This window comes from Niallia sp. M35, from assembly GCF_050971705.1.
Lineage (GTDB): Bacteria > Bacillota > Bacilli > Bacillales > Cytobacillaceae > Niallia > Niallia circulans_A.
On the sequence record NZ_JBPCEP010000006.1, the window covers coordinates 132,334 to 156,832 of the forward strand.

Annotated in this window: 18 protein-coding genes and 1 pseudogene; 3 read left to right on the forward strand and 16 right to left on the reverse strand. The window is 34.7% G+C overall.

Translation table 11 applies throughout. The annotated features are described in order from the left end of the window. Nucleotides 1-266: 266 nt before the first annotated feature. Entirely contained in the window at nt 267-1,169 is a 903-nt protein-coding gene (locus tag NiCM35_RS09730) for an AraC family transcriptional regulator (protein ID WP_171510004.1), read from the reverse strand. Between the two features lie 126 nt (nt 1,170-1,295). Between NiCM35_RS09730 and NiCM35_RS09735 the strand changes: the two genes are divergently transcribed. Further along, entirely contained in the window at nt 1,296-2,036 is a 741-nt protein-coding gene (locus tag NiCM35_RS09735; protein ID WP_095329831.1) for an SDR family oxidoreductase, read from the forward strand. 94 nt (nt 2,037-2,130) lie between these two features. On the opposite strand, the gene NiCM35_RS09740 is transcribed toward NiCM35_RS09735, so the two are convergent. After that, the gene (locus NiCM35_RS09740) at nt 2,131-3,585 is read right to left on the reverse strand and encodes a DHA2 family efflux MFS transporter permease subunit (protein ID WP_371471514.1); all 1,455 of its coding nucleotides are present in this window, start codon (nt 3,583-3,585) and stop codon (nt 2,131-2,133) included. Between the two features lie 34 nt (nt 3,586-3,619). Further along, entirely contained in the window at nt 3,620-4,195 is a 576-nt protein-coding gene (locus NiCM35_RS09745) for a TetR/AcrR family transcriptional regulator (RefSeq protein ID WP_047943829.1), read from the reverse strand. An 844-nt stretch (nt 4,196-5,039) separates the two neighbouring features. On the opposite strand from NiCM35_RS09745, the gene NiCM35_RS09750 reads away from it, so the two are divergent. Further along, nucleotides 5,040-5,711, forward strand: a complete 672-nt coding sequence (locus tag NiCM35_RS09750; protein ID WP_095329829.1) for an NAD(P)H-dependent oxidoreductase — start codon at nt 5,040-5,042, stop codon at nt 5,709-5,711. Nucleotides 5,712-5,829: 118 nt separating this feature from the next. Here the strand turns inward: NiCM35_RS09750 and NiCM35_RS09755 are convergent, their stop codons facing one another. From NiCM35_RS09755 to NiCM35_RS09800, 10 genes are all read right to left on the reverse strand, one after another. Next, on the reverse strand, nt 5,830-7,425 hold the full coding sequence (locus NiCM35_RS09755) for a response regulator (RefSeq protein ID WP_095329828.1): 1,596 nt from the start codon (nt 7,423-7,425) through the stop codon (nt 5,830-5,832). A 112-nt stretch (nt 7,426-7,537) separates the two neighbouring features. Beyond that, on the reverse strand, nt 7,538-9,313 hold the full coding sequence (locus NiCM35_RS09760; RefSeq protein WP_095329827.1) for a sensor histidine kinase: 1,776 nt from the start codon (nt 9,311-9,313) through the stop codon (nt 7,538-7,540). Nucleotides 9,314-9,553: 240 nt separating this feature from the next. Beyond that, a complete protein-coding gene (locus tag NiCM35_RS09765; protein ID WP_433779332.1) occupies nt 9,554-10,159 on the reverse strand; it encodes a YesL family protein in 606 nt (201 codons plus the stop codon). Beyond that, complete coding sequence (locus tag NiCM35_RS09770) at nt 10,152-11,738, reverse strand: glycoside hydrolase family 43 protein (RefSeq protein ID WP_433779334.1); 1,587 nt, start codon at nt 11,736-11,738, stop codon at nt 10,152-10,154. The genes NiCM35_RS09765 and NiCM35_RS09770 overlap by 8 nt, the downstream gene beginning before the upstream one ends. A 31-nt stretch (nt 11,739-11,769) precedes the next feature. Next, the gene (locus NiCM35_RS09775) at nt 11,770-12,900 is read right to left on the reverse strand and encodes a family 8 glycosyl hydrolase (RefSeq protein ID WP_095329824.1); all 1,131 of its coding nucleotides are present in this window, start codon (nt 12,898-12,900) and stop codon (nt 11,770-11,772) included. Nucleotides 12,901-12,968: 68 nt separating this feature from the next. Beyond that, complete coding sequence (locus tag NiCM35_RS09780; RefSeq protein WP_095329863.1) at nt 12,969-13,850, reverse strand: carbohydrate ABC transporter permease; 882 nt, start codon at nt 13,848-13,850, stop codon at nt 12,969-12,971. A gap of 16 nt (nt 13,851-13,866) precedes the next feature. Beyond that, nucleotides 13,867-14,823 carry an ABC transporter permease gene (locus tag NiCM35_RS09785; protein WP_095329823.1) on the reverse strand — a complete coding sequence of 319 codons (957 nt, stop codon included), beginning with the start codon at nt 14,821-14,823 and terminating at the stop codon, nt 13,867-13,869. A gap of 121 nt (nt 14,824-14,944) precedes the next feature. Next, nucleotides 14,945-16,609 (reverse strand): type 2 periplasmic-binding domain-containing protein, encoded by a 1,665-nt coding sequence (locus NiCM35_RS09790; protein ID WP_095329822.1) that lies wholly within the window; start codon nt 16,607-16,609, stop codon nt 14,945-14,947. A 359-nt stretch (nt 16,610-16,968) separates the two neighbouring features. Next, nucleotides 16,969-17,685 (reverse strand): GntR family transcriptional regulator, encoded by a 717-nt coding sequence (locus tag NiCM35_RS09795; protein ID WP_235850255.1) that lies wholly within the window; start codon nt 17,683-17,685, stop codon nt 16,969-16,971. Nucleotides 17,686-17,802: 117 nt separating this feature from the next. Beyond that, the gene (locus NiCM35_RS09800) at nt 17,803-19,002 is read right to left on the reverse strand and encodes an enolase C-terminal domain-like protein (RefSeq protein WP_095329820.1); all 1,200 of its coding nucleotides are present in this window, start codon (nt 19,000-19,002) and stop codon (nt 17,803-17,805) included. 301 nt (nt 19,003-19,303) lie between these two features. Between NiCM35_RS09800 and NiCM35_RS09805 the strand changes: the two genes are divergently transcribed. Beyond that, entirely contained in the window at nt 19,304-20,692 is a 1,389-nt protein-coding gene (locus tag NiCM35_RS09805; RefSeq protein ID WP_095329819.1) for a PTS transporter subunit EIIC, read from the forward strand. Nucleotides 20,693-20,779: 87 nt separating this feature from the next. Here NiCM35_RS09805 and NiCM35_RS09810 read toward each other — a convergent pair. The 3 genes and pseudogenes from NiCM35_RS09810 to NiCM35_RS09820 all read right to left on the reverse strand — a co-directional run. Next, nucleotides 20,780-20,896, reverse strand: a pseudogene (locus NiCM35_RS09810) (excalibur calcium-binding domain-containing protein); the annotation flags it as partial. An 853-nt stretch (nt 20,897-21,749) separates the two neighbouring features. Further along, nucleotides 21,750-23,411 (reverse strand): ABC transporter permease, encoded by a 1,662-nt coding sequence (locus NiCM35_RS09815; protein ID WP_047944411.1) that lies wholly within the window; start codon nt 23,409-23,411, stop codon nt 21,750-21,752. Nucleotides 23,412-23,414: 3 nt separating this feature from the next. Then, nucleotides 23,415-24,497, reverse strand: coding sequence for an ABC transporter ATP-binding protein (locus tag NiCM35_RS09820; RefSeq protein ID WP_433779336.1), 1,083 nt, complete (start codon nt 24,495-24,497; stop codon nt 23,415-23,417). Between the last annotated feature and the right edge of the window lie 2 nt (nt 24,498-24,499).

Sequence of the window (24,499 nt, forward strand, 5' to 3'; positions counted from 1 at the left end):
TCTATCCCTCCCCCCTTTTTAGAAAACGCTTTCTTTTTTTTATATAGCTAAATTATAATATCGAAGAGGGTGATAACCAATAAACAAATTATAGGAAAAACTAAACGAATTATATGTTTTTGGAGTTAGAATATAAAGATGATGAACAAAATCTTAAATAAGGTTACATCCTTAATATGTACTCAATCACAGCCACTTCTGAAAACTTAATGATTTCCACCATAAAAAGAAAACCTGCCATTTGTGCTTCAAATAGTAGGTTTTCCTCATTTCCAATTATCTTGTAATTTTTTCACATCGCTTTTCGGCGGCAAGCCAAACATTCTGCTATATTCTCTGCTGAACTGCGACGGACTTTCATATCCAACTTGAAAGGCTGCTTCTGCAGCTTCCAATCCTTCAGCTATCAATAACCTGCGCGCTTCCTGTAAACGAATCATTTTTTGGAACTGTAAAGGAGACATACCCGTAATCAACTTAAAATTATGATGAAAGGAAGAGAGACTCATATTCACAGCTTTAGCTAGTTCCTCTACGCGAAGCGGCTGGGCATATGCCTGATTTATCAATTTAATGGTTTCTTTTATCGCCTGGGCATGGGTTCCTAAAATGGCAAATTGCTTTATCTGATCACCATCCTCCTTCTGTAAAATCCGATATAATATTTCCTTTTGATATAATGGCGCAAGCACAGGGATATCCTTTGGAGTATCAAGCAGCCTTATTAATCTAAGTAAGGCATCTGACATTTCAGAGGTGGTTTTATTTACAAGCATCGCTCTTTTAGGAGGATCTGAAACTACTTCCTTATGATTAGCAACTGCTTCTAAAATCTGTTCTGTCGTAAATCCAAGTCTAATACATAAATATGGCTTTTCCTTCATAGCCTCTGTTATTTTCCCGCGAATAGGCAGATGCACAGATATAACTAGATACTGGCTGGAATCATAGCGAAATATCTCCTCCCCCAACATCACTATTTTGGAACCTTGTATAATGAAACAAACAGAAGGCTCGACAATAGAATGAAGCGGTTCTGTTAATGTGGATGCTCGTACAATGCTTAGATGGTTAATTTCTGTTGCGTGTGTACCATCTGTTTTAAAGTGTTTTTCTACTAGATCCGTTAACTCATTTTTATTATTCACCATATCCCCCCTACTTTTCATACATTTTACCTCTTATTTGGAGAATTAGGCAAAGATTATACAGAAATCTTCTATCACTCTTGCTGAAAGTTTTCTTATCATTACAGTATGTTATCTAAAGACTAATAATTAGCTATGGAGGAAGAAATGAAGCATTTACAAGATAAAGTCGCTATTATAACTGGTTCATCGAGAGGAATAGGAGCAACTATCGCAGAAGAACTTGCTCAATTAGGGGCGAAGGTGATAATTAACTATTCAAGTAGCTCAGAAAAAGCCAAAGAAGTTGTCGCAAGCATCGTGAATAAAGGTGGAGAAGCTATTGCAGTTCAAGCAGATGTCAGTAAAGTTAAAGAGGTAGAACGTTTATTTATAGAAACGCTTCAGCACTTTGGAAAAATAGATATTCTTGTTAATAACGCTGGCATAATGCACACCATACCATTAAAGGCTGTAACAGAAGAAGAATTTGATTTACATTTCTCCATCAATGTAAAAGGAACTTATTTTGCTTGCCAACAAGCGCTTCAGCATATGGAGGCTGATGGAAGAATTATTAATTTCTCCACTTCTGTAGCAGGAATGATGTTCCCTGGTTACAGCCTATATGCAGCAACCAAAGGAGCTGTCGAACAAATTACAAGACAGCTGGCAAAAGAATTTGGTCCCAAAAAAATCACTATAAACACGATTTCACCTGGTCCTACAAATACCGAGCTGTTTATGGATGGCAAAAGCCCTGAACAATTAGAAAACCTAAAAAAACTAAACGCCTTCGGCCGCTTCGGAGAAACGGACGATATCGCAAAAGTTGTCGCCTTTTTAGCGAGTGAAGATGCTCGTTGGATTACAGGTCAGACCCTTCGCGTTAATGGTGGAATGGTTTAATTGTAAGAAAAAAATCGATTGAAAGAATCGGATTCACACTGAACAGTGCAAATCGATGTTCTTCCAATCGATTTTTCATTATATTATTTTGCTATTAATGAGATGGATGGTCTACTTTCACTCGTTTGATAAAGAACGATAGAACTAGACCAATGATTGCAACAATAATCGCAAAGCTAAATGATTTTTGTACACCAGCTGTAAAGGCGAGCAATGGACTTAACGGGTTGGTTAAATCGGTCGCAGCACTATCTATATATTCCGCTGAACCTGAAGCTAAAAGAGAAATAGCAATTGCTGTTCCGATAGCTCCACCAACTTGCTGCAACGTATTCATAATTGCAGTTCCATGTGGATATAATTCAGGCGGCAATTGGTTTAATCCATTTGTTTGTGCCGGCATCATTACCATAGAGACACCAATCATTAATACAATCAGCAAAGCAATAATAAAACCTGATGATGTATCAATATCAATTGTAGAGAAACCAAATAATGCAAGAGTTGCTAGTGCAAGACCAGGAATAACTAACCATTTTGGCCCAAATTTATCAAAGAGACTTCCCATAATTGGCGAAAGTAATCCGTTAATTAAACCACCTGGCAGAAGTAGTAATCCTGCTGTAAATGTGCTTAATGCAAGCACATTTTGTAAATATAGCGGCAATAAAATCATGGATGAAAGCATAACCATCATAATCATGATGACAAGTACTAAACCTATAACAAACATTGGATATTTAAAAGCACCTAAATTCATCATCGGCTGCTCACTTTTCACTTGGCGAATAGCAAACAAGATTAATGCTATTAGTCCAATGGCAATAGAAATAATCACTTCTAAGCTGCCCCATCCGCCGCCTTCTCCAGCATTACTAAACCCGTAAACAATACCACCGAATCCAATTGTTGATAAAATAATCGATAAAATATCAATCTTTGGCTTCGTTAATGTTGTTACATTTTGCATAAATATACTACCGAATACAAGCGCAACCACAAGCAGTGGCAGGGAAATCCAGAAAATCCAGTGCCAAGTAAGAGAGCGAAGAATTAATCCAGAAATAGTTGGCCCTACTGCCGGAGCAAAACTAATGACCAACCCCATCATTCCCATTACTTTCCCCCGTTTATGCGGTGGAATTAACACAAGAATTGTGTTAAACATAAGCGGTAATAATAGTGCTGTACCAATTGCCTGAACAACACGAGCAACCATTAAAATGGTAAAGGTAGGCGCGATTGCTCCTATAAGCGTTCCCGAAATCGAAAAAATAAGGGAAGTAATAAATAACTGTCTTGTCGTAAACCATTGTAGAATAAGTCCTGATACAGGAACTAAAATTCCAAGTGTTAATAAATAACCTGTTGTTAACCATTGTACGGTTGTTTCGTTAATACTAAAATCCGTAATAATTGTTCTTAGCGCCATATTCAGTGCCGTTTCACTAAATAATCCAATAAAGCCCGCAATTAAAAAGGAGGCAATAATCGGCACCGTCTTAAACTCCGTTTTCCCAATTGTTTCGCCTTTAGCGGGAATATCCATTGTCATTTCTTTTCCTCCTTTAAATCCAAAAAAATCACTGTTTTAACAGCACTGCTATTTGATTCGAAATGCAACGCAGGGGGTTACTGCTCTTATTCGTGAGAGCAAGCATGCACCCACCTTCTATCATTGCATTTAACGTAATACCCAGTTCCTTTGCCAGAGGTTCTGCAAAGCCAAAGTCCTCTAGCCTATTTGTATAAAGCGCCTGCCAATCGGTAAAAGTAGCATCACATGCCAAGCGCAGCGTTTCATGTGTTAACGCTGTTTCAGAAGCAATCAAACTAATTTGCAAGCCTTCAAGTGCACTGCAGCCCATCTGATCAAATTCATTTGCGATAGAATTCACATGTTGTTGAAATGCAGCCACAGGAGTTTCCCCACTATATAAGTCTGCTTTCATTTTCTCTACGACTAGCTCTCGCATTCGCTTAATTGCTTCTAATGCAATTTCTTCTTTCCCGTTTGGAAAGTGATAATACAAAGAGCCTTTGGGAGCACCACTCTCATCAATTATTTGATTAAGACCCGTTGCATGGAATCCTTGCAGTTGAAATAGTTTCGTTGCAGTAGTTAGAATTGCTTCTTTTTTATTGTTGCCTTTCTTCATTAGATCATCTCTTCTTAAAATTATTATAACAACTGGTCTACATAATATTAATGTGGCATTCTAAAAGTGTCAAGAAGATAATAGCTGATTTTGCTTCTTTTTTATACAAAAATTACTGATTCTTTACTTATTTTTAAAGTAAAGGGTTTTTATTTATATTCTTCACCAAGATGCCTTCTGGTACAATTGTTTCATCATAAAAGTGACTGGCATAAATATTTCAACCAAATAGCCCCCAGAACAATTAGACGGACATCGTAAAAATACATTCGTCCAATTGTTTTGGGGGGTATTTATTTTAAGAAAGATATGCTAGTGATAATTTAAAGCAGGCTGAAGACTTATCCCGCTTATTGTGGTAGGAAGTCATAAACAATTAAAGCCATTGATAAGAGACCCCCTGTCAAGAATACTAATAGGTTTCCAACAATAGAAAGGTATTTCAAGCGACTTTTTTCGCCTTTAAATCCGAATATCAATCCGACTAAAGGGATGATAAATATACTTGCTAATATACTATAACCGAGATAATCGTTCCCAATTCCAATGTTAAATCCTGTTTCATCATATAACTTCCGCATCATGTTAGCTAGAATAAAGACAACAATAAACTAAGAAGCAATAAAAAGATATGCCAGTGTTCTTGCTTTTCATTCGCCTACTCTCCTCTTTCCTGTTGTAAATTAATGGAACTTATATATACGTCATACACAAATAATGGAAATATATGAAGAGAAATCAGACTGATTTACCACAATAATTTCCTATGCTATACTCATAAACAAATTGGTTATCTTAAAGAAGTACTGGGTAATCAGATGGTATATAAGAAGGGAGATAAATTATGCGCAATAAAGAAGAGTTAAAACAGGAAATTCTTGCTGCCTATCATTTTCGTCATGCTACAAAAGAATTTGATCCAGAGAAGAAGATTCCTGAAAGTGATATGAAGTTTATTTTAGAAACAGCTCGTCTTTCTCCAAGCTCATTTGGTACTGAGCCTTGGAAATTTCTTGTGATTGAAAATCCAGAATTGCTAAATAAAATAAAACAATCATCTTGGGGAGCGTCTACAAAGATTCCAGCCGCTAGCCATTTTGTGATTTTATTAGCTAGAACAAAATTAGATACAGCCTATAATTCTACCTATTTAAAAGAACAGTTTACCAATGTATCCAAGCTTCCTGCTGGAGTGATTCCAAAAATGATTGAACGGATAAAAGAATTCCAAAAGGAGGATTTCCGCTTAGATACCGATCGTGCTTTATTTGACTGGGCTTCCAAACAAACCTATATCGCGCTTGGAAATATGATGACCGCTGCTGCCCAAATCGGCATCGATTCTTGTCCTATAGAGGGCTTTCATATGGAAAAAATGAATCAGTTATTAGATGAAGAAGGACTTTTAGAAGATGGCCATTTAGGTATTTCCGTCATGGTAGCATTCGGCTATCGTGCGAAAGATCCATATCCAAAAACACGCAGAGAATTTGACGATGTGGTGACGTGGGTATAAGTATTGTTTAAAATTGCTTAACAGAAACTCTCCCCGCTTTAGTGAATGTATTCAATGCGGGGAGAGTTAAAAAGGGATAACTAGTTCTTTATTTATACTGTCTCCATGCATCTTTTCTTTACGCTTCCTTTATACTTCTAGATATAAGACGATATTTTCTAGGGGTCACATGCTTAACTTGCAGGAATTTTTTTATAAAATAATCAGGATTCTGAAAACCTATATTTGTCGCTATTTGATAAATACGATCATCTGTTTCTTCTAAAAGCTGGCATGCTTTTTCTATTCTATATTCATTTAAGTAATCTTTAAACGCTACTCCATATTTTTTACTGAATAATTGGCCTAAATATACACTATTTATATTATATTTATCTCCTAATTTTCTTAAACTCAATTTTTCCATATAGCGCTCTTCAATGTCCCTTTCAATTTTAATTAAGATGTCTTTTGATGAATAATTTCTGATACTATATAAATAGTTTGCAAAATGTAATGAATAGGTTAAAAACTCATCCATTGAAATTTTTCCAGATAAAATATTCTTCTGATCATGAATAAACAGCGAGGACTCATCATTAGAAAAATTCGGTTTATTATTCTTGTTCCATAGATCTGTTAATTGATAAATTAACAGAGTAAGATTGTTTTTTATTAATTGAGGATGCAGACATTTCCGTTGAAATTCATCGTATATTTCTTTAACAATGACGGTTATTTTTTGCTCATTATTTTCTGATATACTATCCATATATTGATTTATCCGTTTTGGAGATAAGTGATATTGCTCTAAAGAAAATACTGGTGTATTATCGCAATAAATGATTGATTTATCGGCACAATAAAAATATTCATATTCTTTTCCTAAAACTACTTTATTATAGGAATCAGTTAGTTCTTCTATTTTCTGTACTGTATTTCCGATATACATTTTCACCCTGAACGGTACTTCACTTATTAATCTTCTTTGAAGTTTCTCTATATAATTTGCTCTATAAACCTCCGAACGATTGCATTGCCAAACAAGACTTACTGAGTATTCCATGTTTGTATTTTCTATATCATAAAGAATAAGGAAGTTCTCTTCCTGCACCATTTTTTCTATGACTTTATACAGCTTATTTCTCCACTCCTTTTTTTCATCTGTTGTAACACGTTCCTGCCTAGTTTCTTGTACAACATCCATATTAATAAAGGTATAGTTTTTGAAATCTCCATATCTATCTTTGATAAATTCAATGTCCTTTAAGGTAAATTTATCATATAATATATTTTTTAAATGATAATCATTAATTGCCTTGTTCTTTTTTTCTTCCTCTTTTTCTTTTCGCTTTAATACTATAAATCGTTTATTAATGGTTTCTAGTAAATCGATTAACTCCTTTTCCTGTATTGGTTTTAACAAGTAATCAGTAACCCGATATTGAATAGCTTTCTTCGCATATTTAAATTCATAATATCCACTTAAGATCACAAACCTTATTTCCTTATCCATACTCTGCTTTACTTGTTTAATTAATTCTAGTCCGTCCATAACAGGCATTTTTATATCAGTAAAAACAATGTCCACTTCATAGTCTCGAATAATTTGAAGAGCATCTTCCCCATTTCCCGCTTCATAACAAAGTTCAAAACCATAGTTTCCCCAGTCAATCATGACTTTAATTCCTTCCCGAATATATGGCTCATCATCAACAATAAGGACTTTTAACATTATTTATTCCTCCTAAATGATCTTTCTTCTATTCAAAATGAATTTGTGAAAGAAACACTAAATGAAAAAGTAATTAACACCTGCCTTAGAAATACTTTTCCCAGCTTACTCTCTATATAATGGGTAACTTAATGTATACTTCTGTTCCAGTGTAATTTTGGCTTTCAATTTCTAATTCCCCTTCCTCTTGATAGTGCATTTTTAACCGTAAATAGGCATTTAAGATTCCTGTGCTCTCTTCCCAATTGGATGTTGTCACATCATTTTTCTCAAGGTCCTCTCTTATTTTCCTTAATCTCTTTGCATCCATCCCAACTCCGCTATCTAAAATTTCAATATAAATAGCATTCTCTTGTGTAGAGACGATGATGCTAATTTCTCCTCCATTTTTCTTTTTCTCAATCCCATGAATACAGGCATTTTCCACAAAAGTTACTATCAGCATCTTTGGAATATAATGCTCCTTGCATTCCTCTTCTACATAGATAGAAAAGTTCAATCTATCTACAAAACGATATTTTTGAATATTTAAGTATCTTTGAACATATGCTAATTCTTCCTCGACAGTAACAAAATATGAATCACTCCATTTGGTCATTCTTCTAAATAACTGTGCTAATTCATTAATAACTGTTGCACTTTCTCGATCTCCATTTAGTAAATTCCTCATTCTGATGCTATCAAGCGTATTATAAAGAAAATGTGGATTTACTTGACTTTGAAGCGCATTTAGCTCTGCTTTTGTTTTGGCTAATTCTATTTTCTGCTGTTCTCTCTCCTTTTTGTACACTTCACCTAATAATTCATCGATTTTAACCACCATGAAATTATAACTCCTTATTAAATCACCTATTTCATCTTTTCCTTCATTTATATTGATTCTTTCGAATATCCCCTTTTCTACTTTCAATAAATGCTGCTCTGTTAGAGCAATTCTATCTTGAAAGGACTTATTAATAAGCAAAATAACAAGTGTGGGAAATAGAAAATTAAAAATTATTAACACCAGGAGTATGGTTTTCTTGTTCTCAATGAGATCAAAAATATTAATCTGATTATTAGATATATAGATATCCCATCGATCATTGATTGCTAGAAAAGAATCAGATAGATTAAATCTGGATTTTTCTTTTGATTTTAATTTTCGGAATATGGTATTCTTTTTCTCTGAGCCCTGATTACTAAAAATAACCTGATCATTATATGCTATTACAATATTATTACTCGTATCTTCATTTTTGATATTTGCCAATAATCGATAATAATTAATATTTATTTTTACAATACTTTTATATCCGTTGCTTCTATTTGGTAATTCTCTTATAAAACTAATCGTTCGATTCGACTCTAACTTTGGTGGGAATTGCTTATTCTCTTCATAATAAGGATATAAAATCATATTATGATTATTCTCTTTGTAAATTCTATACCAATTCGTTTGCTCGACCGCTCGCAAATTCCAAAAAACCCCACCGTTAATAATAGTTGGATTAGTAGTGTATATTTCTATACTTTCCAACGCTTGAGATACATAAAAATTATTAATGATGTTTTCTTGAACAAGGGAAATATAGTCACTATAATAATCTACATTATCTTTATACTTTTTTTGAAGAAATTCGTTGATTTTCAAATCTCTACTAATATAATTGGATACTTCCGTAATCTCGTTGAAGCTCTCATTAAGATGATATTTCAGCCGTTCTATCGTAATCTCCATTGATTTATTTTTTTGAATATCCTCATTTTCTCGAATGGAATGGATAATGACTAAATTAGTAAGAACGATAGGAATCACTACAGCTAATAAATAAATTAGTACCATTTTTTTCTTTATTTTTATATTATTCAGAAGCAGTGCAAGCAAATTTTTTTCCCATCCTTCCAAACCAGTCTCTACACAAATAGTAAAGCTAAAGGCTATTATCTACCATACTCAGACAGAAATATTAAACGATTGCGACTTCTGGCCCATTTATTTTGTAAGCGTTTTCCGCGATGCGTATTCTACCATTTATTCACTACTACTAGATAGAGATTTTTTTCATATAATCAGTATTGCTATATTTCTTTGAAGATTTAGTTATAGTCTGTGCTTAATTCCTCTTCTTTCCCCCACACTCTCCTGTTATTTTTCTTTCAAATAGCTGGAGAATATAGTTTCCATATAGCGACTTATTATATAGGAGAAAAATGCAGGAATGATTACAACTAATATTGGTAATAACCATATACTAACTATAAAAAACACTAGAAGTATTAATAGAAATAGCGATTTAGGCAAATGGCTGATGGCTAAAATGGCAGCATTTTTCCAAACAATTTTTAATGGGGATTGAAATCTCGCTATATAGGAGATAGCATAAATAAAACAACAACATACCAAAGGGATAAGCAGAAGAAATATTGTTTGCCCTATTATAGATACAACACTCCCATTTGTTTGCGCTCCTAAAAACAGACTATTGTAATAAAACACAGAAATGGCAGCTACAAAAAATACCCAAGTAATAGTAGCCTGTTTAAAGCTACTTTTCATTGCTTTCCAAAATTGTTCAAATATATATCCCTCTTCCTCTCTAATAGCATGATGGGCTGTATAATACAATGCAGCCGTTGATGCCCCAATCGTAATGATAGGTAACGAAAATACTGTCCAAAGAATACTTAAATATAATAAATTAGCTACCTTTGTCAATCTCCTCATATATATGCCATTCATTAACCTATTCATACTGTTTCACCTTTTCTGTTACATGCAGCTCTACTTCCTCGTTTACTTGCTCCAACCATTGAAAGTCTGCATAACAACTGTTTGTAAGATCCGATTTACTAGTTGCATAAACTCCCATTGTACAACCAACAAATCCTCCTGCCACTTCCGTACTTAGGATATGTGCATCTATATTCTTCACCACTTCTATTTCCTCGCCATCTTCTTGAGAATAATAGAAATGGAGTTTTTGACAATCGCCTTTTATTTTTAAGGTTAAATTACGAGAATCCTCTACTATACGTTCTTCCAGCTTCTCTTCCCCATTATAATTTGTTATGACTCTCAATTCTCTTTTTCCATCAAACAATCCTGAGACAAAGCGAATAGAATAACGATCATTTTGCAGAATGACAAGCCCGGCTTCATCCCCATTTTGTTGCGGAGTAAAATCCAGCCTCGTTTTAAGCGTATACCACATGGATTGTTGTCTAATCCCTATATAAGAAGGGGATGCAATATCTGCGATTGTATGTGGGGAAGCGTACATTCTTAACCAACCGTCTCTTTCATCAAAAACATACTTTTCTATATCAGGATTTTTTAAAAATAATAACCGCTTATCTAAAGGTTGTTCAAACAGAATTCGGGGATTTACTGTTTCTGTTGGAAAAAGTGGCAGCCTGTGCATCTGCTCTCTTGCTAACCTTCCTAATCCCGGATTAATGACTGGCCAATCACTCTCCCAGACTACTTCTGCTAGAAATGTCTCTCTGCCTAAATTGCTATATCCGTCAAAAATACGACTTGCAAGACAAGTCATATACCACTCCCCATCCGCTGTTTCCACTAAGTCGCCATGCCCTACATTACATACAGGATAATCACGTCCAAGATGCCTATGTGTAAGAATAGGGTTACATGGATTTCCTATATACGGACCATCAATTTTTTCACTTCTCGCAATCGTGACACAATGTTCAAACGAAGTGCCACCTTCTGCAATCATTAAATAATAATAACCGTTCCTCTTATATAAATGTGGTCCTTCTGGCCAAATTGCCTCTCTTAGAGCACCCTTCCAAAGTTTTGTACTGACTCCAATCAGTTTCATAGATTTTAGATCTATTTCCTGTAGCCATACCTCCCAGTCTCCATTGTAGCGCACTCCTTTGGGATTGGGTCTTGTCCCTACATAATAGCTTTTTCCATCTGTATCAAAGAATAGACTTGGATCGATTCCTGCTGCTCCTTCTAAATAATATGGATCAGACCAGGGTCCTGTTGGATCAGTTGCTGTCACAATAAAGTTTCCACCATTCGGAACATTTGTCGTTATCATATAGAAAATTCCTTTGTTATACCTAATAGAAGGTGCAAATATTCCTTGAGAATGTGTAACATCTGATAGGGGAAGCTGCGATTTTCGGTCCAATATATTTCCGATTAATTCCCAGTTAACAAGATCCTTACTATGGTAGATCGGAACACCAGGAAAATAAGAAAAAGTGGATGTAACCAAATAATAATCATCTCCAACTACACAAATAGATGGATCAGGCGAAAATCCTTTTAAAATTGGATTCTTAAAAGTCTGCACTGCCGATCATCCCTTCTTCTCAAAAATAGCACTACCATATTCTATAATTTCCGCTTAACGATAAAAACGCAAAGCTATAAAGAAAGTTATCATAATATCTCCGCTCTCCCGTTCTAAGGGGGGTATTCCAAAATTTCTCTACACAGTCTTTCGCATAATCAAACTTTCCTTCTGTTGCAAGGGAACCCATCGCATTTGTTGCTAATAGGCCAACAGGATGTAACACATTCTGCTCCACCTTTGTTCCATCTATAGCATAAACGTAATCCTCTTCTCCTTTGACTGTTTCGCAAAAGAATTTTTGAATCTTTGCCACGCAATTTCTTAATTCTTCGTCTTTGCCAAACCATTCGTAATCGAGGCCAATATTAGCCGCTACCCGATACGAATCACTATAAAAGTAGAAATGCTCGCTGTCATAGTAAGGATTTCCATCATAATCGGCATATTCTGCTGTAAGCCCCGTAACTGGATGACATGCTTTTAACAAATAGCTTCTACTCGCTTCCGCTGCTCCCTTCCAAAAATCACGATCTTCTTCATTTGCCCATAGGGAAAAAAGTTCATAAAAGTGGGGCAAATGATAGGAAGGATCAGAGTACTCTACTTCTGGAATAAATTTGATAAGCTTATTTTCAGGATTCCACATTGGAAAGCCATCATTGTTTTCTCCTTTATGGATGCAATAGTGGAGAATATCTTTCGCTTCTTTTGAATACTCAAAGATTCCGTCTCCATCTCCCCAGCGATGCGAAGCAAAAAATAATGCCATTGCAAAAAATTCTTCTCCGTCGGGAGCTGGTCCATAAGAATTTTTTACTCCTTCGGGTGAAACAGACCATGAAAAATAGTTAGCATGAACACCAGAATCCATCCACATATATGTTTTTGTCCATTTCCATAACCGATCAAATACTTCCTTTTGATCTAATTGCACACTTAACATCATTGCATAGGACATACCTTCTGTCCTTACATCGTTATTCCCCGTATCTACCACATATCCCATCTGGTTATCTGTTTCATAATAAATTCGTTCCTCCTCCTTTCCGAAAAATAACGTTTGCCAAATAAGCGCTAAGCGATTGTTAATTTCCTCTTCTTGATAGCCATATTTTTTAAATAAATTAGTATATTCCCCCGTCTGAAATGCTTTAACCATATTAATCTACCGAACTATCACGTTTTGATAGTAAGGCAGCTCACCTCCATCACTTATTTTTAACATCTTTATTCTTTTACTCCACCTATTGTTAGTCCACTCATAAAATATTTTTGTAAGAAGGGGTAGAGACAAACAATCGGCAATGCTGTAATAATGGTTGTTGCGGCTCGTATTGATGTAGGAGTGACCATAGAAGACGAATTTTTCATAGAATCCGCATTTGCACCTTGATTCGTCACAGAAGAAAGCAGTTTCATTAATTCATATTGTAATGTAGTTAATCGATCATTAAATCCATTGTATAACATCGCATCGAACCAAGAGTTCCATTGGTATACTGCTATAAATAATGCAACTGTTGCTAAAACTGGTTTGCATAGCGGCATTATAATACTTATAAATATTCTAAAATGAGATGCACCATCCATTTTGGCCGATTCCACTAAACTCTCCGGTAATCCATTAATATACGTGCGGATAACTAACATATTAAACGCACTTATCATTCCCGGAATAATATACACCCAAAAGCTATTTAACAATCCTAATTTACTCATCAAAAGGTAATTCGGAATCAACCCCGCATTTAAATACATAGTAAAGATATAGAGCAATGTAATAGATTTTCTAAATACAAATTCCTTTCTGCTTAATATATAGGCTAAAAGAGCAGTCAGAAATAATTGAACGATTGTAGCAATTACCGTTCTTGCAACAGTAATAATAGAAGCTTGGATAAGCGTATCTTTTTTCAATACAGTTATATAGTTTTCAAGTGTTAATTCTCTTGGAAAGAGGTAAATTCCTCCTTTAATAGAATCTAATCCATCATTAAAGGAAACTGCTAGCGTATTTAAAATGGGGTACAGTGTTGCAAGAATAAAAAATAGTAAAAAAATCCATTTAAAAATATCAAAAAGTACATCAGAATAATAGACCTTTTTCATCACTCTCCATCCTCCTTTAGAATAGTCTTTCTTCTCCCGCTGCTTTCGCTAAGTGGTTAGCAATGAAGATTAAGGTAAGACTAATTATTCCATTAAATATTCCAGCAGCAGTAGCTAATGAATAGTTATTTAAGCTAATTCCGTATTTTAAAACAAAGATATCAATTGTTTGCGATACTCCTTGCACTAATCCATTTCCTAATAAATATTGAACTTCAAATCCAGCATTTAATATATTTCCAATATTGATTAATAAGAGAATAAAGATAGTTGGTTTAATCCCCGGCAATGTAACATGCCAAATTTTTCTTAAGCGATTCGCTCCATCAATAGATGCTGCCTCATACAGTTCTTCATTAATCGATGCCATTGCCGCTAAATAAATAATGCTTCCCCATCCAGTTGATTTCCATACATTTGCAAAGCCTACAATCCACCAAAAGTATTTGGGATCTGCAAAAAAGTTAATAGGTGTATCAATTATGCCAAAAACTAACAATAATTGATTGATAATACCTGTTTCCGGAGACAATACTTCCATAACAATTCCTGTCACGATAATCCAAGATAAAAAGTGAGGAAGATAAGAAACGGTTTGCATAAACTTTTTGACTGTTTTATTTCTTACCTCGTTTAATAGAAGTGCAAATCCAATAGAAAAAATGAATCCTAGCACTAGATTTATCATACTCATTGCTAACGTATTACGGACTACATTAATGAATGTAGGATCAGAAAAGAGAAATTTAAAATTGTTTAGCCCCACCCATTCTTGTTCAAATATTCCTCTTCCTGGCCGATAATTTTGAAAAGCCATTAACCAGCCACTAAGAGGAGCATAATAAAAAATTAATGCATAAATTACAAAGGGGATAGATAACAACACTAATTCTTTTTGCTCTTTACATTTTTTAAATAATTTTTTTAAAGAACCTACCTTTTTCGGAGATGGCTGTACGACAGTTTCTAACATTACCGGTTTCTCCTGCTGCACCCTTTACACACACCTTTCCTTAATACGAAAGGGATTGGGAAAACGTCCTATATTTCAGGGCGCACCCCAATATTTCGTTAAATAATCATTACCAGCATTTTTAATTATTAGATTCAGAGACTTCGATTCTTCGTTGTACTTCCTTTGTTAAGGCATCTTCATAGGCCTTTACATCAACTTGAGAATTGTAAGCATCCATGTAATCATCCCAAGCACTTTCAAACTTATCTGGTGATGTCATAATAACTTTTGGTAACCACTGCTGCTTTACTTCCGTCATTTTTTCTTTTGAAATTCCTTCTGGTGTGCTGGCAGTCCATCCATTTGTCGCTGAATAAATAGGATACCAAGGTGCATTTTCCTTCACTGGTGTTAAGAAATCTGTCCATTTTTTATAGCCATAAGCATCAAGAATTTTTCGATCCAAATCAGATAAAGTAGCATAGAATTCATCTGGCTGTTCACCTGGAGATACAGCATTGATTCCGTCTTCCAGCATTCCAGTGTATGTCGGGAAATAATTATAATCAGAAAAATTATTCGTCACGTAATTCTGATTTTTTGCGTTTTTACGTTGTTCTTCGGTTCGATAGAATAAACCTTTATCATCTACTTCATAATCAACGCCCTTTTCTCCCCAAGTTCTCATAACCATCACCTCAGGATCAAGTAAGTCATTTAGGAACTTCAAGGAGCCCTCAACATCTTTATTACTAATGCTAATACCAAGACCATTTGCAACATTCAATGTTGGCGGACTAAAATATTGCGGTGTAACATTTTTATCTAAGACTAAATCAAGCGGAACATAAGTTAGATGATCTAAACCTTGTGATTTAAGAGAAGTTTCTGCATCCTGGAATTGCCAATATTGATCAACCATTCCTAATACACGCCCTGAAGAAATTTTTGCAATATATTGATCATAAGACATCGTAAAAGTTTCTGGATCAACTATTCCTTTGGCAAATTTCTCACTTAGGATTTTGTAATACTCTTTTGCTTCTGGAATTTGATCATAAACTTTTGCTTCCTTTGTTACAGGATCAATAACCGCAGCTCCGTCATTAGGATATCCCGCTAAAAATTGCGGTGGGTTTTCTAAACAGAAATATCTCCAATCATCAGACAAAATGGAAAATCCAATATTCTTCTGGCCATCCTCTGAAGTAGGATTTTCTTTAAGATAGCTTTCAATTAGATCAAAATATTCATCTAATGTGGTGATTTCAGGATAATCAGCCCATTCCAAAATGCGCTTTTGAATCCAAAATGCTTCATCACTATGGTTAACTGCCATATTCTGCCCTTTAACGACACCAAATTGCGGAATAATATAAATATGGCCATCCTCATGTCTAATTTGATTCCATTGAGCATCCGTATACAGGTTTTTAATATTGGGATAATCATCTAAATAATCCTCTAATGGAATTAATGCACCAGCATTGATTAATGCAGCTGTACCATCTGATCCATCAATAAAATCAGGATATTCACCTCCTGCAATCATTACCCCGATTCGCTCAGAAGCGGTTTGTCCTGTTAACCACGTAACATCTGCTTTTGCTCCTATTTTTTCAGCAATTTTATTCATCATTCTATTATCATCCGGTAATTCTTTACCAGGCACAGCCATAAATGCAGTAAAAGTTTTTATTCCATTTTCATCCACATTAGACGATGTTTCCTTATCTGATTCGCAGCCTGAGAGCACTAATAAACCTATTAAAAACAAAGATAAAACGGATATTATCTTCTTCATCTGTACACCTCCGGATAATTGTTCAACCAATAAGAATAAAGAAATGTATATACTCCATATAAAATAAAAGATAGCAAGGTCTTCCTTATCTCCCCCTTTTCATTCTAATAAAGAAAACGCTTTCTTCATCAACCATAACAAATGTAAACAATGTTTTCATCCATACATTCTAAAGAGAATACACAAAAAAGACATGATATATTTAATTTGTCTTATTTTTTTGGTTTTTTTATCCAAAATTATAGAGGGTTTAATGATGTGGTGAAGGAGGTATTGAAGGTTGTTTTATTGATATACAAATAAATAGGACATTTTTTTTAGTCCTATTCCTTAGGAGGAAAAAAACAAATATTTTCCTCCTAATTCTTCCTATACTGGTGACTATATGGATTAAACGGAGTGAAATAAGAAACGGAGTAGTCCAAGTTTATCATCTCACTATATTCAAATACGGTGCCATTCTGCAGAATTCCTCGATTAAAAATCTTCATAGCAGCCGTACCCTTTTTACAGTTAAGCAGCTCGGCATCTTCTTTACTGACATTTATGGCACTATAGGTAGTAATAAAATGAGAGATTTGATAGCCACATTGCTGGACATACTCATGAACGGAGTTTTTTACTGCTTCCTCCTCTAAATCTGGGAAATAGACACACGGAAGTCTTGTCGTTTCTATTTGCATTTTTTGAAAATCCACAATGCGAACACGTTTATACTCCCATACTTTTGTTTTTTTACCACTTAAGTCAAATATTTTTTCTAAAGCATGATCTGCCTCTATTTTTTTAAAATAAATAATTTTTGATTGAATATCTTTAAACTTTCTTTCTGTGAGTGAATTATATATTAAAGGGCTTTTATACCGTGTCTCATTTACAAAAATTCCTGAACCCTGAATAACTTTTACACACCCTATATTCACAAGCTTTTTTAGTGCTTCACGAATAGTGTATCTCGATACATCATAATGTCTTGCCAGTTCTCTTTCCGTTGGGATTTTTTCGCCAGCTTTATATTTATTTTGATAAATCTTACTTAAAATATCTTCTGCTATAAAGTCTCTTTTTTTCATCATTCTTACCTCTCAAACAGAATAAGTTTCATCCGCCTCATCATTCTAACATATATTTATTTCTTAAAAATAAAAGAAAGAGACAGATCCCTTTTACTAAGACCTCTCTCTTCATTTCTATTATGGTGTATGAATAGCGCCGTTTGGTATTCGGGCTTGTGTCCATTCATGTTTGCGATAGATAACAGGGTAATTCTTCGCCATTTCCTCATCAAATTCTACGCCAATTCCCTCTCTTTCAATTGGGTAAATATAACCTTCATGCACTTTTATCGCATGCGGGAACATTTTCATTGTCGTTTCATCTGGTTCCTGAATCTCTTGAATTGCCGCGCTATGAAGATGAATATTTAAATGCGTATTAACCGCCACCCCAATTGGCGTCATATCAGAAGGCCCATGCCACGCAATGCGCACACCAAAATTTTCACAAAGAGCAGCTAGCTTAAGTGCTGGGGTAATTCCACCAATTTGTGAAACATGACAGCGTATATAATCAATTTGTCGATTAACGATTAGATTTCTCCATTCCATTGGATTATTAAAAAGTTCTCCCGTCGCAATAGGTGTCGTACATTGTACTTTTAGTTGGGAAAGCCATTCATTTTGATCAGGCGGCAAAATATCTTCTAAGAAATAAAGCTTATATGGTTCCAGTTCTTTTGCCAACTGAAGGGCTTGATTTGGAAATAACCGCTCATGAACATCGTGTAAGAAGTGAATAGAATAGCCATATTTTTCACGAAGTGCCTTAAACATAGTAATGACATCTGTCATATAAATATCTGGATCAAAATATTCCCCTTCACTTAGCTCGTTCGTCAAGTGCATTTTTTGATTTTTCCCACCATATTTCCCCAACTGACAACGAATATGACGATATCCCTTTTGGATTAACTCATCAACATTGGCGAAAAGTTCATCGAGTGTTAATCCGTCTGCATGAGTATATGCGGCAATGGCATTTTTAGATTTTCCGCCTAGCAATTGATAAAGAGGCATATTAGCAAGCTTTGCTTTTATATCCCATAAGGCCATGTCGATGCCGGCAATCGCATTATTTATTACTGGTCCATTGCGCCAATAGGAATTCACCATCATCATCTGCCATAAATCTTCAATATGATTGGCATCTTTATTTAATAATAAGGGTTTTAGATATTCCTCAAGGATGGATTGAACTGCTAAAGGCCGCTGCTGAAAGGTTGCACAGCCATATCCATAAATCCCTTTATTAGTTTCCACTTTCACGACAACTAAATTATGCCGATGTGGATTGGTTACAAAAGATTTAATATCTGTTATAATTGTCGGTTCCACCAAAATCTCCTTCTCTCTCTTTGCTTCTTCTTGTCAAATCAAAGCCAATCAATACTTAAATTTAAACATAGGAAAAATACAGCGTCAATTTGGTTAGGCAAGTCATAATATAACGTTAATTTACCGTACCAATTTTATAAACAAATCGGAAAAAACCTTTATTTTATAAGGACCAGCTCATTATCTTGGTATTTTTAAACCGTTTTCAAAATTAAAGAGCTATGCTATGATTTCCTTGTCAAATCAAAGTGCAATTATACATTTTCCGCATTTATGTAAGAGGAAAGGATGCTATGAAACTATGAGGGAAAAAGACACGATTTCAAAAATCATTGAATATGTTGGCGGTAAAAGTAATATTAAAAAAGTTTGGCATTGTATGACTCGTTTACGTTTCGATTTATATGACCAGTCGTTAATAAAAAGAGAGCAAATAAAACAGCTGGATGGAGTAATCGGAGAACAATTACAAAGTGATCAATACCAAATCATTATTGGTACCCATGTCCAAAAATTTTATACAGCAATCATCGATGAGTTAGGACTAGATGAAGATAAGCAAGAAGCACAAGAAGGCGACAAGAAAAAAGGAGTTTTTGGAAGATTACTAGATGTTGTTTCAGGTGTTTTCGGACCAATAGTTCCTGCTATTGCCGGAGCTGGAATGATAAAAGGGATATTAGCTGGACTCATTGCCTTAAATATTCTTTCTAAGGAAAGTGAAACTGTCACTATTTTAGATTTAGTTGCAAGCGGTGTCTTTTACTTTCTACCATTCTTTTTAGCAGCCTCAGCAGCAAAAATCTTTAAAACCAATCAATACTTAGCTATTGCCATCGCTGGAGGACTGATGTATCCAACCTTATTGGATGCAGCTAAATTAGGAGAAATAAGTCAATTCCAATTTATCGGCTTACCGATTCCCGTTATTAATTATTCTGGTACAGTTATACCTGTTATCCTTTCAGTTTGGGCATTAAGCCATATTCACAAATGGGTGGACCGTTTTATGCCAAATGTTTTACGCACAGTATTTACACCTACTTTGGCTCTATTTATTGCTATTCCTTTTTCTTTAATTGTCACGGGTCCATTGGGTGGTTATGTCGGTAAGGCATTGGCTTATGTTATCGAACTTTTATTTGATATTTCGCCTATAGTAGCTGGTGTTGTAATGGGAGGAGCAAGACCCATTGAAATTGTATTCGGAGTGCATCACGCTATCACGCCAATCGCCCTGCAAAACTTCGCCGATAAAGGCTATGATATGTTAATGCCAATGATGTTTATGACCAATATGGCAATTGCTGGAGCGACCTTTGCTATGTTCTTTAAAGCAAAAAATAAAATGGAGAAATCGATTATCATTTCTGCAACTATATCAGCACTACTCGGCATTACAGAACCTGCTTTATTCGGTGTATTAATTAAAAATAAAAAAGCATTTATTGCATGTACAATCGGAAGTGCCATTGCCGCTACCTTCTTTGCCGCTGCAGGAGTGAGAATATATGGCTATATCCTTTCTAGTATCGTAAGTCTAGTTGCCTATGTTGGTCCTTACTTCCCATATGCGATAGCTGGAATTATTATTGCCATCGGATCCGCTTTCTTGATTGCCTACTTTACGATTAAAAAAGCTGATACTAATGATGTAAATGAGCCTGTTTCTGATACACAGAAGCTTTAATGCTAGCTACTAAAATAGCTGTCTCTACAAAGAGACAGCTATTAATCATAAGAATAGATAAATATGTATTAATTAATGAAAGATTTCTTATCTCTCACAAGCATACCCATCCTTATCTCTATCCATTTTTGACTGATAAGCAGGATGAGAGCTTGGTACCCCATTTGGATAGACAGATCTTAATTCCGTACAATTAGCAAAATTATTATTGCCTGAATTAACAGTTGAAGCAGTTGCATTATTATTTTTGGAACTAGCGGTACTGCCTGAATTCGAAGCTTTTGTTGAAGAACTTGATGGCGTGTTCGCCGCAGCAACTTTGTCTTCTAAGTTATTTACTTTTTCTTCAAGCTCCTTCTTTTCACTTTCTAAGTTAGCGATTTTTTCTTCTTGTGATTTTTTGTATTCTGCAAATTCCTTATCTTGATCCTTGCTATCAGAGAGCTTAGCTTCTGTATCACTTAATTCAGTTGAAAGTTTTTCTTTATCTGATTCGAGTTCTACGACTTTATCTTCAAGCTCTTTTGCTTTTGTTTTTAATGCTTTTACTTCTGACTCTAATTTACTATTCTTTCCCTCTACTTCTTGTAATTGTCCTTGAGTTCCTGTATCAAGAAAAGAAGCCGAAAGAATCATTAATAAGAAACCACCAATTAAGGAAAAATAAAATATTTTCTTTGAAAGAATTGGATTTCTGCCTCTCACCTTTTTAAGCAAATAGATAACGAAGTAAATAAGCGCAAATACCATTAATAATAATCCTATAAGTCCTAAGCCAATCATGCTGTCCTCCAAAAAATTATATTTAGGAGCCTCTTCCTATAACTTGAAAAGTAGTCATTAAGAAGTAAATCCCACCCATTTACTATCGGTAGTTTTTCCTATATTTCTATAAAATTCTTTCGACAAAATCTGCATATTCCTTTTAATTTTACTATCTCAATACAAAAAACTCCGATCTCACAAAACCGATATAACGCAGTTTTGATGAGATGGGAGCCTCTTTGATTTGCATCTACTTCTCTTAAACAACTACTCGTTAATCTATAGGCAAAAGTTATAGCGTAATACTATCATTTTTAGATACTTTCATAAATATTAAGAGAGAGAGAACTGTTATTATCGTTAATATTGTAGACAGTGCTGCTGCAATACCATAATTCCCCCGAATTACCTCCGTATAGATTGCTACTGTCATTGTTTTGGTATTCACCGTATATAGCAATATGGACGTAGAAAGCTCTGAAAGCATGGTAATCCAGCTCAATATTGCTCCAGAGATAATGCCAGGCAACATCATTGGAACGGTTATTTTGATAAAAGTATTTAACCGGCTACTGCCTAAACTTTCAGCCGCTTCCTCAATAGAAGGTGGAATTTGCTGTAAGGAGGCTACTGATGATCTTATCGTATACGGCAATCTTCTAATAGATAAAGAAATAACCATAATAAACGCTGTACCAGTAATTGCGATTATTCCACTTCCACCTATTCCCGTATTAAATGATGCTAATAAGGCTATCCCTAAAACAGTGCCAGGAACAATATAAGGAATCATACTTAAACTATCAATCAATGATGTAAATAGGTTACGTTTCCTTACCGCCAAATAAGAAATAAAGATAGCAAAAATAACTACGATTACTAGGGCTAAGAAAGGTATCCTTATCGTGTTAATTATCGCTGATCCCATTCTATCCCATGCTTCTATATAACTATTAAAAGAATATCCCTCTTGAAATACCATCCCTTTTGTATTTAAAAACGAGGTATACATCAGGTAAAATTGTGGCAGCATCGCAATAAATACAATGCCATAAACTACTATATAAACAAAAAGTTTCTTAAATCCTTTCATACTTTTGGGCTGCACAGGGTGAAGCGAACTCATACTAAAAGAATTTTTATTGGACACATATTTCTGAATTAAAAATATGACTAAGGCAATAACAATTGCAATAATAGCTAAAGAAGCTGCAAATGCTGCATTTCCTCCTACCTCACTAATGAACTGCGTATAAATTAACACCGGGAAAGTTCGATAACCTTCTCCAATTAACATTGGGGTTCCAAAATCGGAAAACGCCCGCATAAAAACTAGTAAAGCTCCTGCTAAAATGGTAGGAATCAACAGTGGTAATAACACTTTGAAAAACCGAGCTATTCCTGTACATCCCATACTCTCAGCTGCTTCTAAAATCGAATTATCAATACTCTTGAAGGCACCTGTAACATATAAGAAAATAAGCGGGAACAACTGCAAAGTAAAAACTAGGGTTATTCCAGAAAATCCGTAAATATCAAATGGAGGAAAATGAAGATATTCCACTAAAAATTTAGTAATGACTCCATTTCTTCCTAATAATAGGATCCATGAGTAGGCACCAATAAAAGGTGCTGACATGGAAGCTATAATAATTAATACTTGCAGCACTTTTTTTCCTTTAAACTGAAACATGGAAAATAAATAAGCTAAAGTTATTCCAATTACTAACGCAAAGAACGTTGCAGAAATAGAAACTTTAAAACTATTGATTAATGTTTCCGAGTAGTAACTTTTAGAGAAAAACTCAACAAAGTATTTTAATGAAAAGGAACCATTTATAAATAATGCTTGTATTAAAATCATTAATACCGGATATATAAGGAAAACGGTATAAGTAAGAAGGATAAATAAGGAGGAGCCGGTCCAAATATTAAATTTAAACTTGTTTCTCATTATTTACACCCCCAATAAATTACGTGAACCATCATCTGTAAATATATTGATTTTTTGTTTATTTATCTCCAGCCAGACTTCATCCCCAGCCTTCAAATCTTCTTCAAATGTTGACTCTTCACTTACTTGAATATTTTCTCCTGTATCAAGATGAATGAAATATTCCGTATTCATTCCTAGGTAGACACTATCAGTTATTACGCCACGAATAGTATCAGGATTTTGCTTTGTTCTTACATATTCCTCTGGTCTAATACTCACTCTAACTCTTTGACTATGTTCGCTGGCTAGTTCATCAAAGGAAAGATTAAAACCATTTTCGAACTCTATTGTGGCACTATCTCCAGTAGAAACTAGTTTCGCTTCTTGTATATTGGTTCTCCCAATAAAGGTAGCAACAAATTCATTAGCAGGGCGGTGATATAATTCTTTCGGACTTCCAATTTGCTGAATTACTCCATTATTCATAACAGCAATCTGATCTGAAATTGCCATGGCTTCTTCTTGATCATGGGTAACATATACGGTTGTTATTCCCACTTCTCTTTGGATATCCCTAATAGCTTGGCGCATATCAAGTCTTAATTTAGCATCTAAGTTACTTAGCGGTTCATCCATCAGTAGTACATCAGGATTTATTGCTAATGCACGTGCTAGCGCAACACGCTGCTGTTGTCCACCACTTAATTTTTCTGGTTTCCGCTCACTATATTGCTCAATTTGCATTAATTTCAAATATTGAGTCGTCCTCTGTTGGATTTCCTCTTTCGTAAGTTTTCTTTGTTTTAAACCAAATTCTACATTTTCTCTTACCGTTAAATGAGGAAAGATTGCGTAGTTTTGAAATACCATTCCAATATTTCTTTTACTTGGTTCTTTATCATTTATTCTGTTCTCATTAAAATAGAAGTTTCCTCCTTCTATTGAATTAAAACCAGCTATCATTCTCAGTAAGGTTGTTTTCCCACATCCAGATGGACCTAAGAGGGTAAATAAAGATCCATCTTTTATGTTCAGGGTTAGATCTGGAATTACCGCTACTCCTCCATATTCCTTTTTGGCATGCTCTATATTAATAAAACTCATTC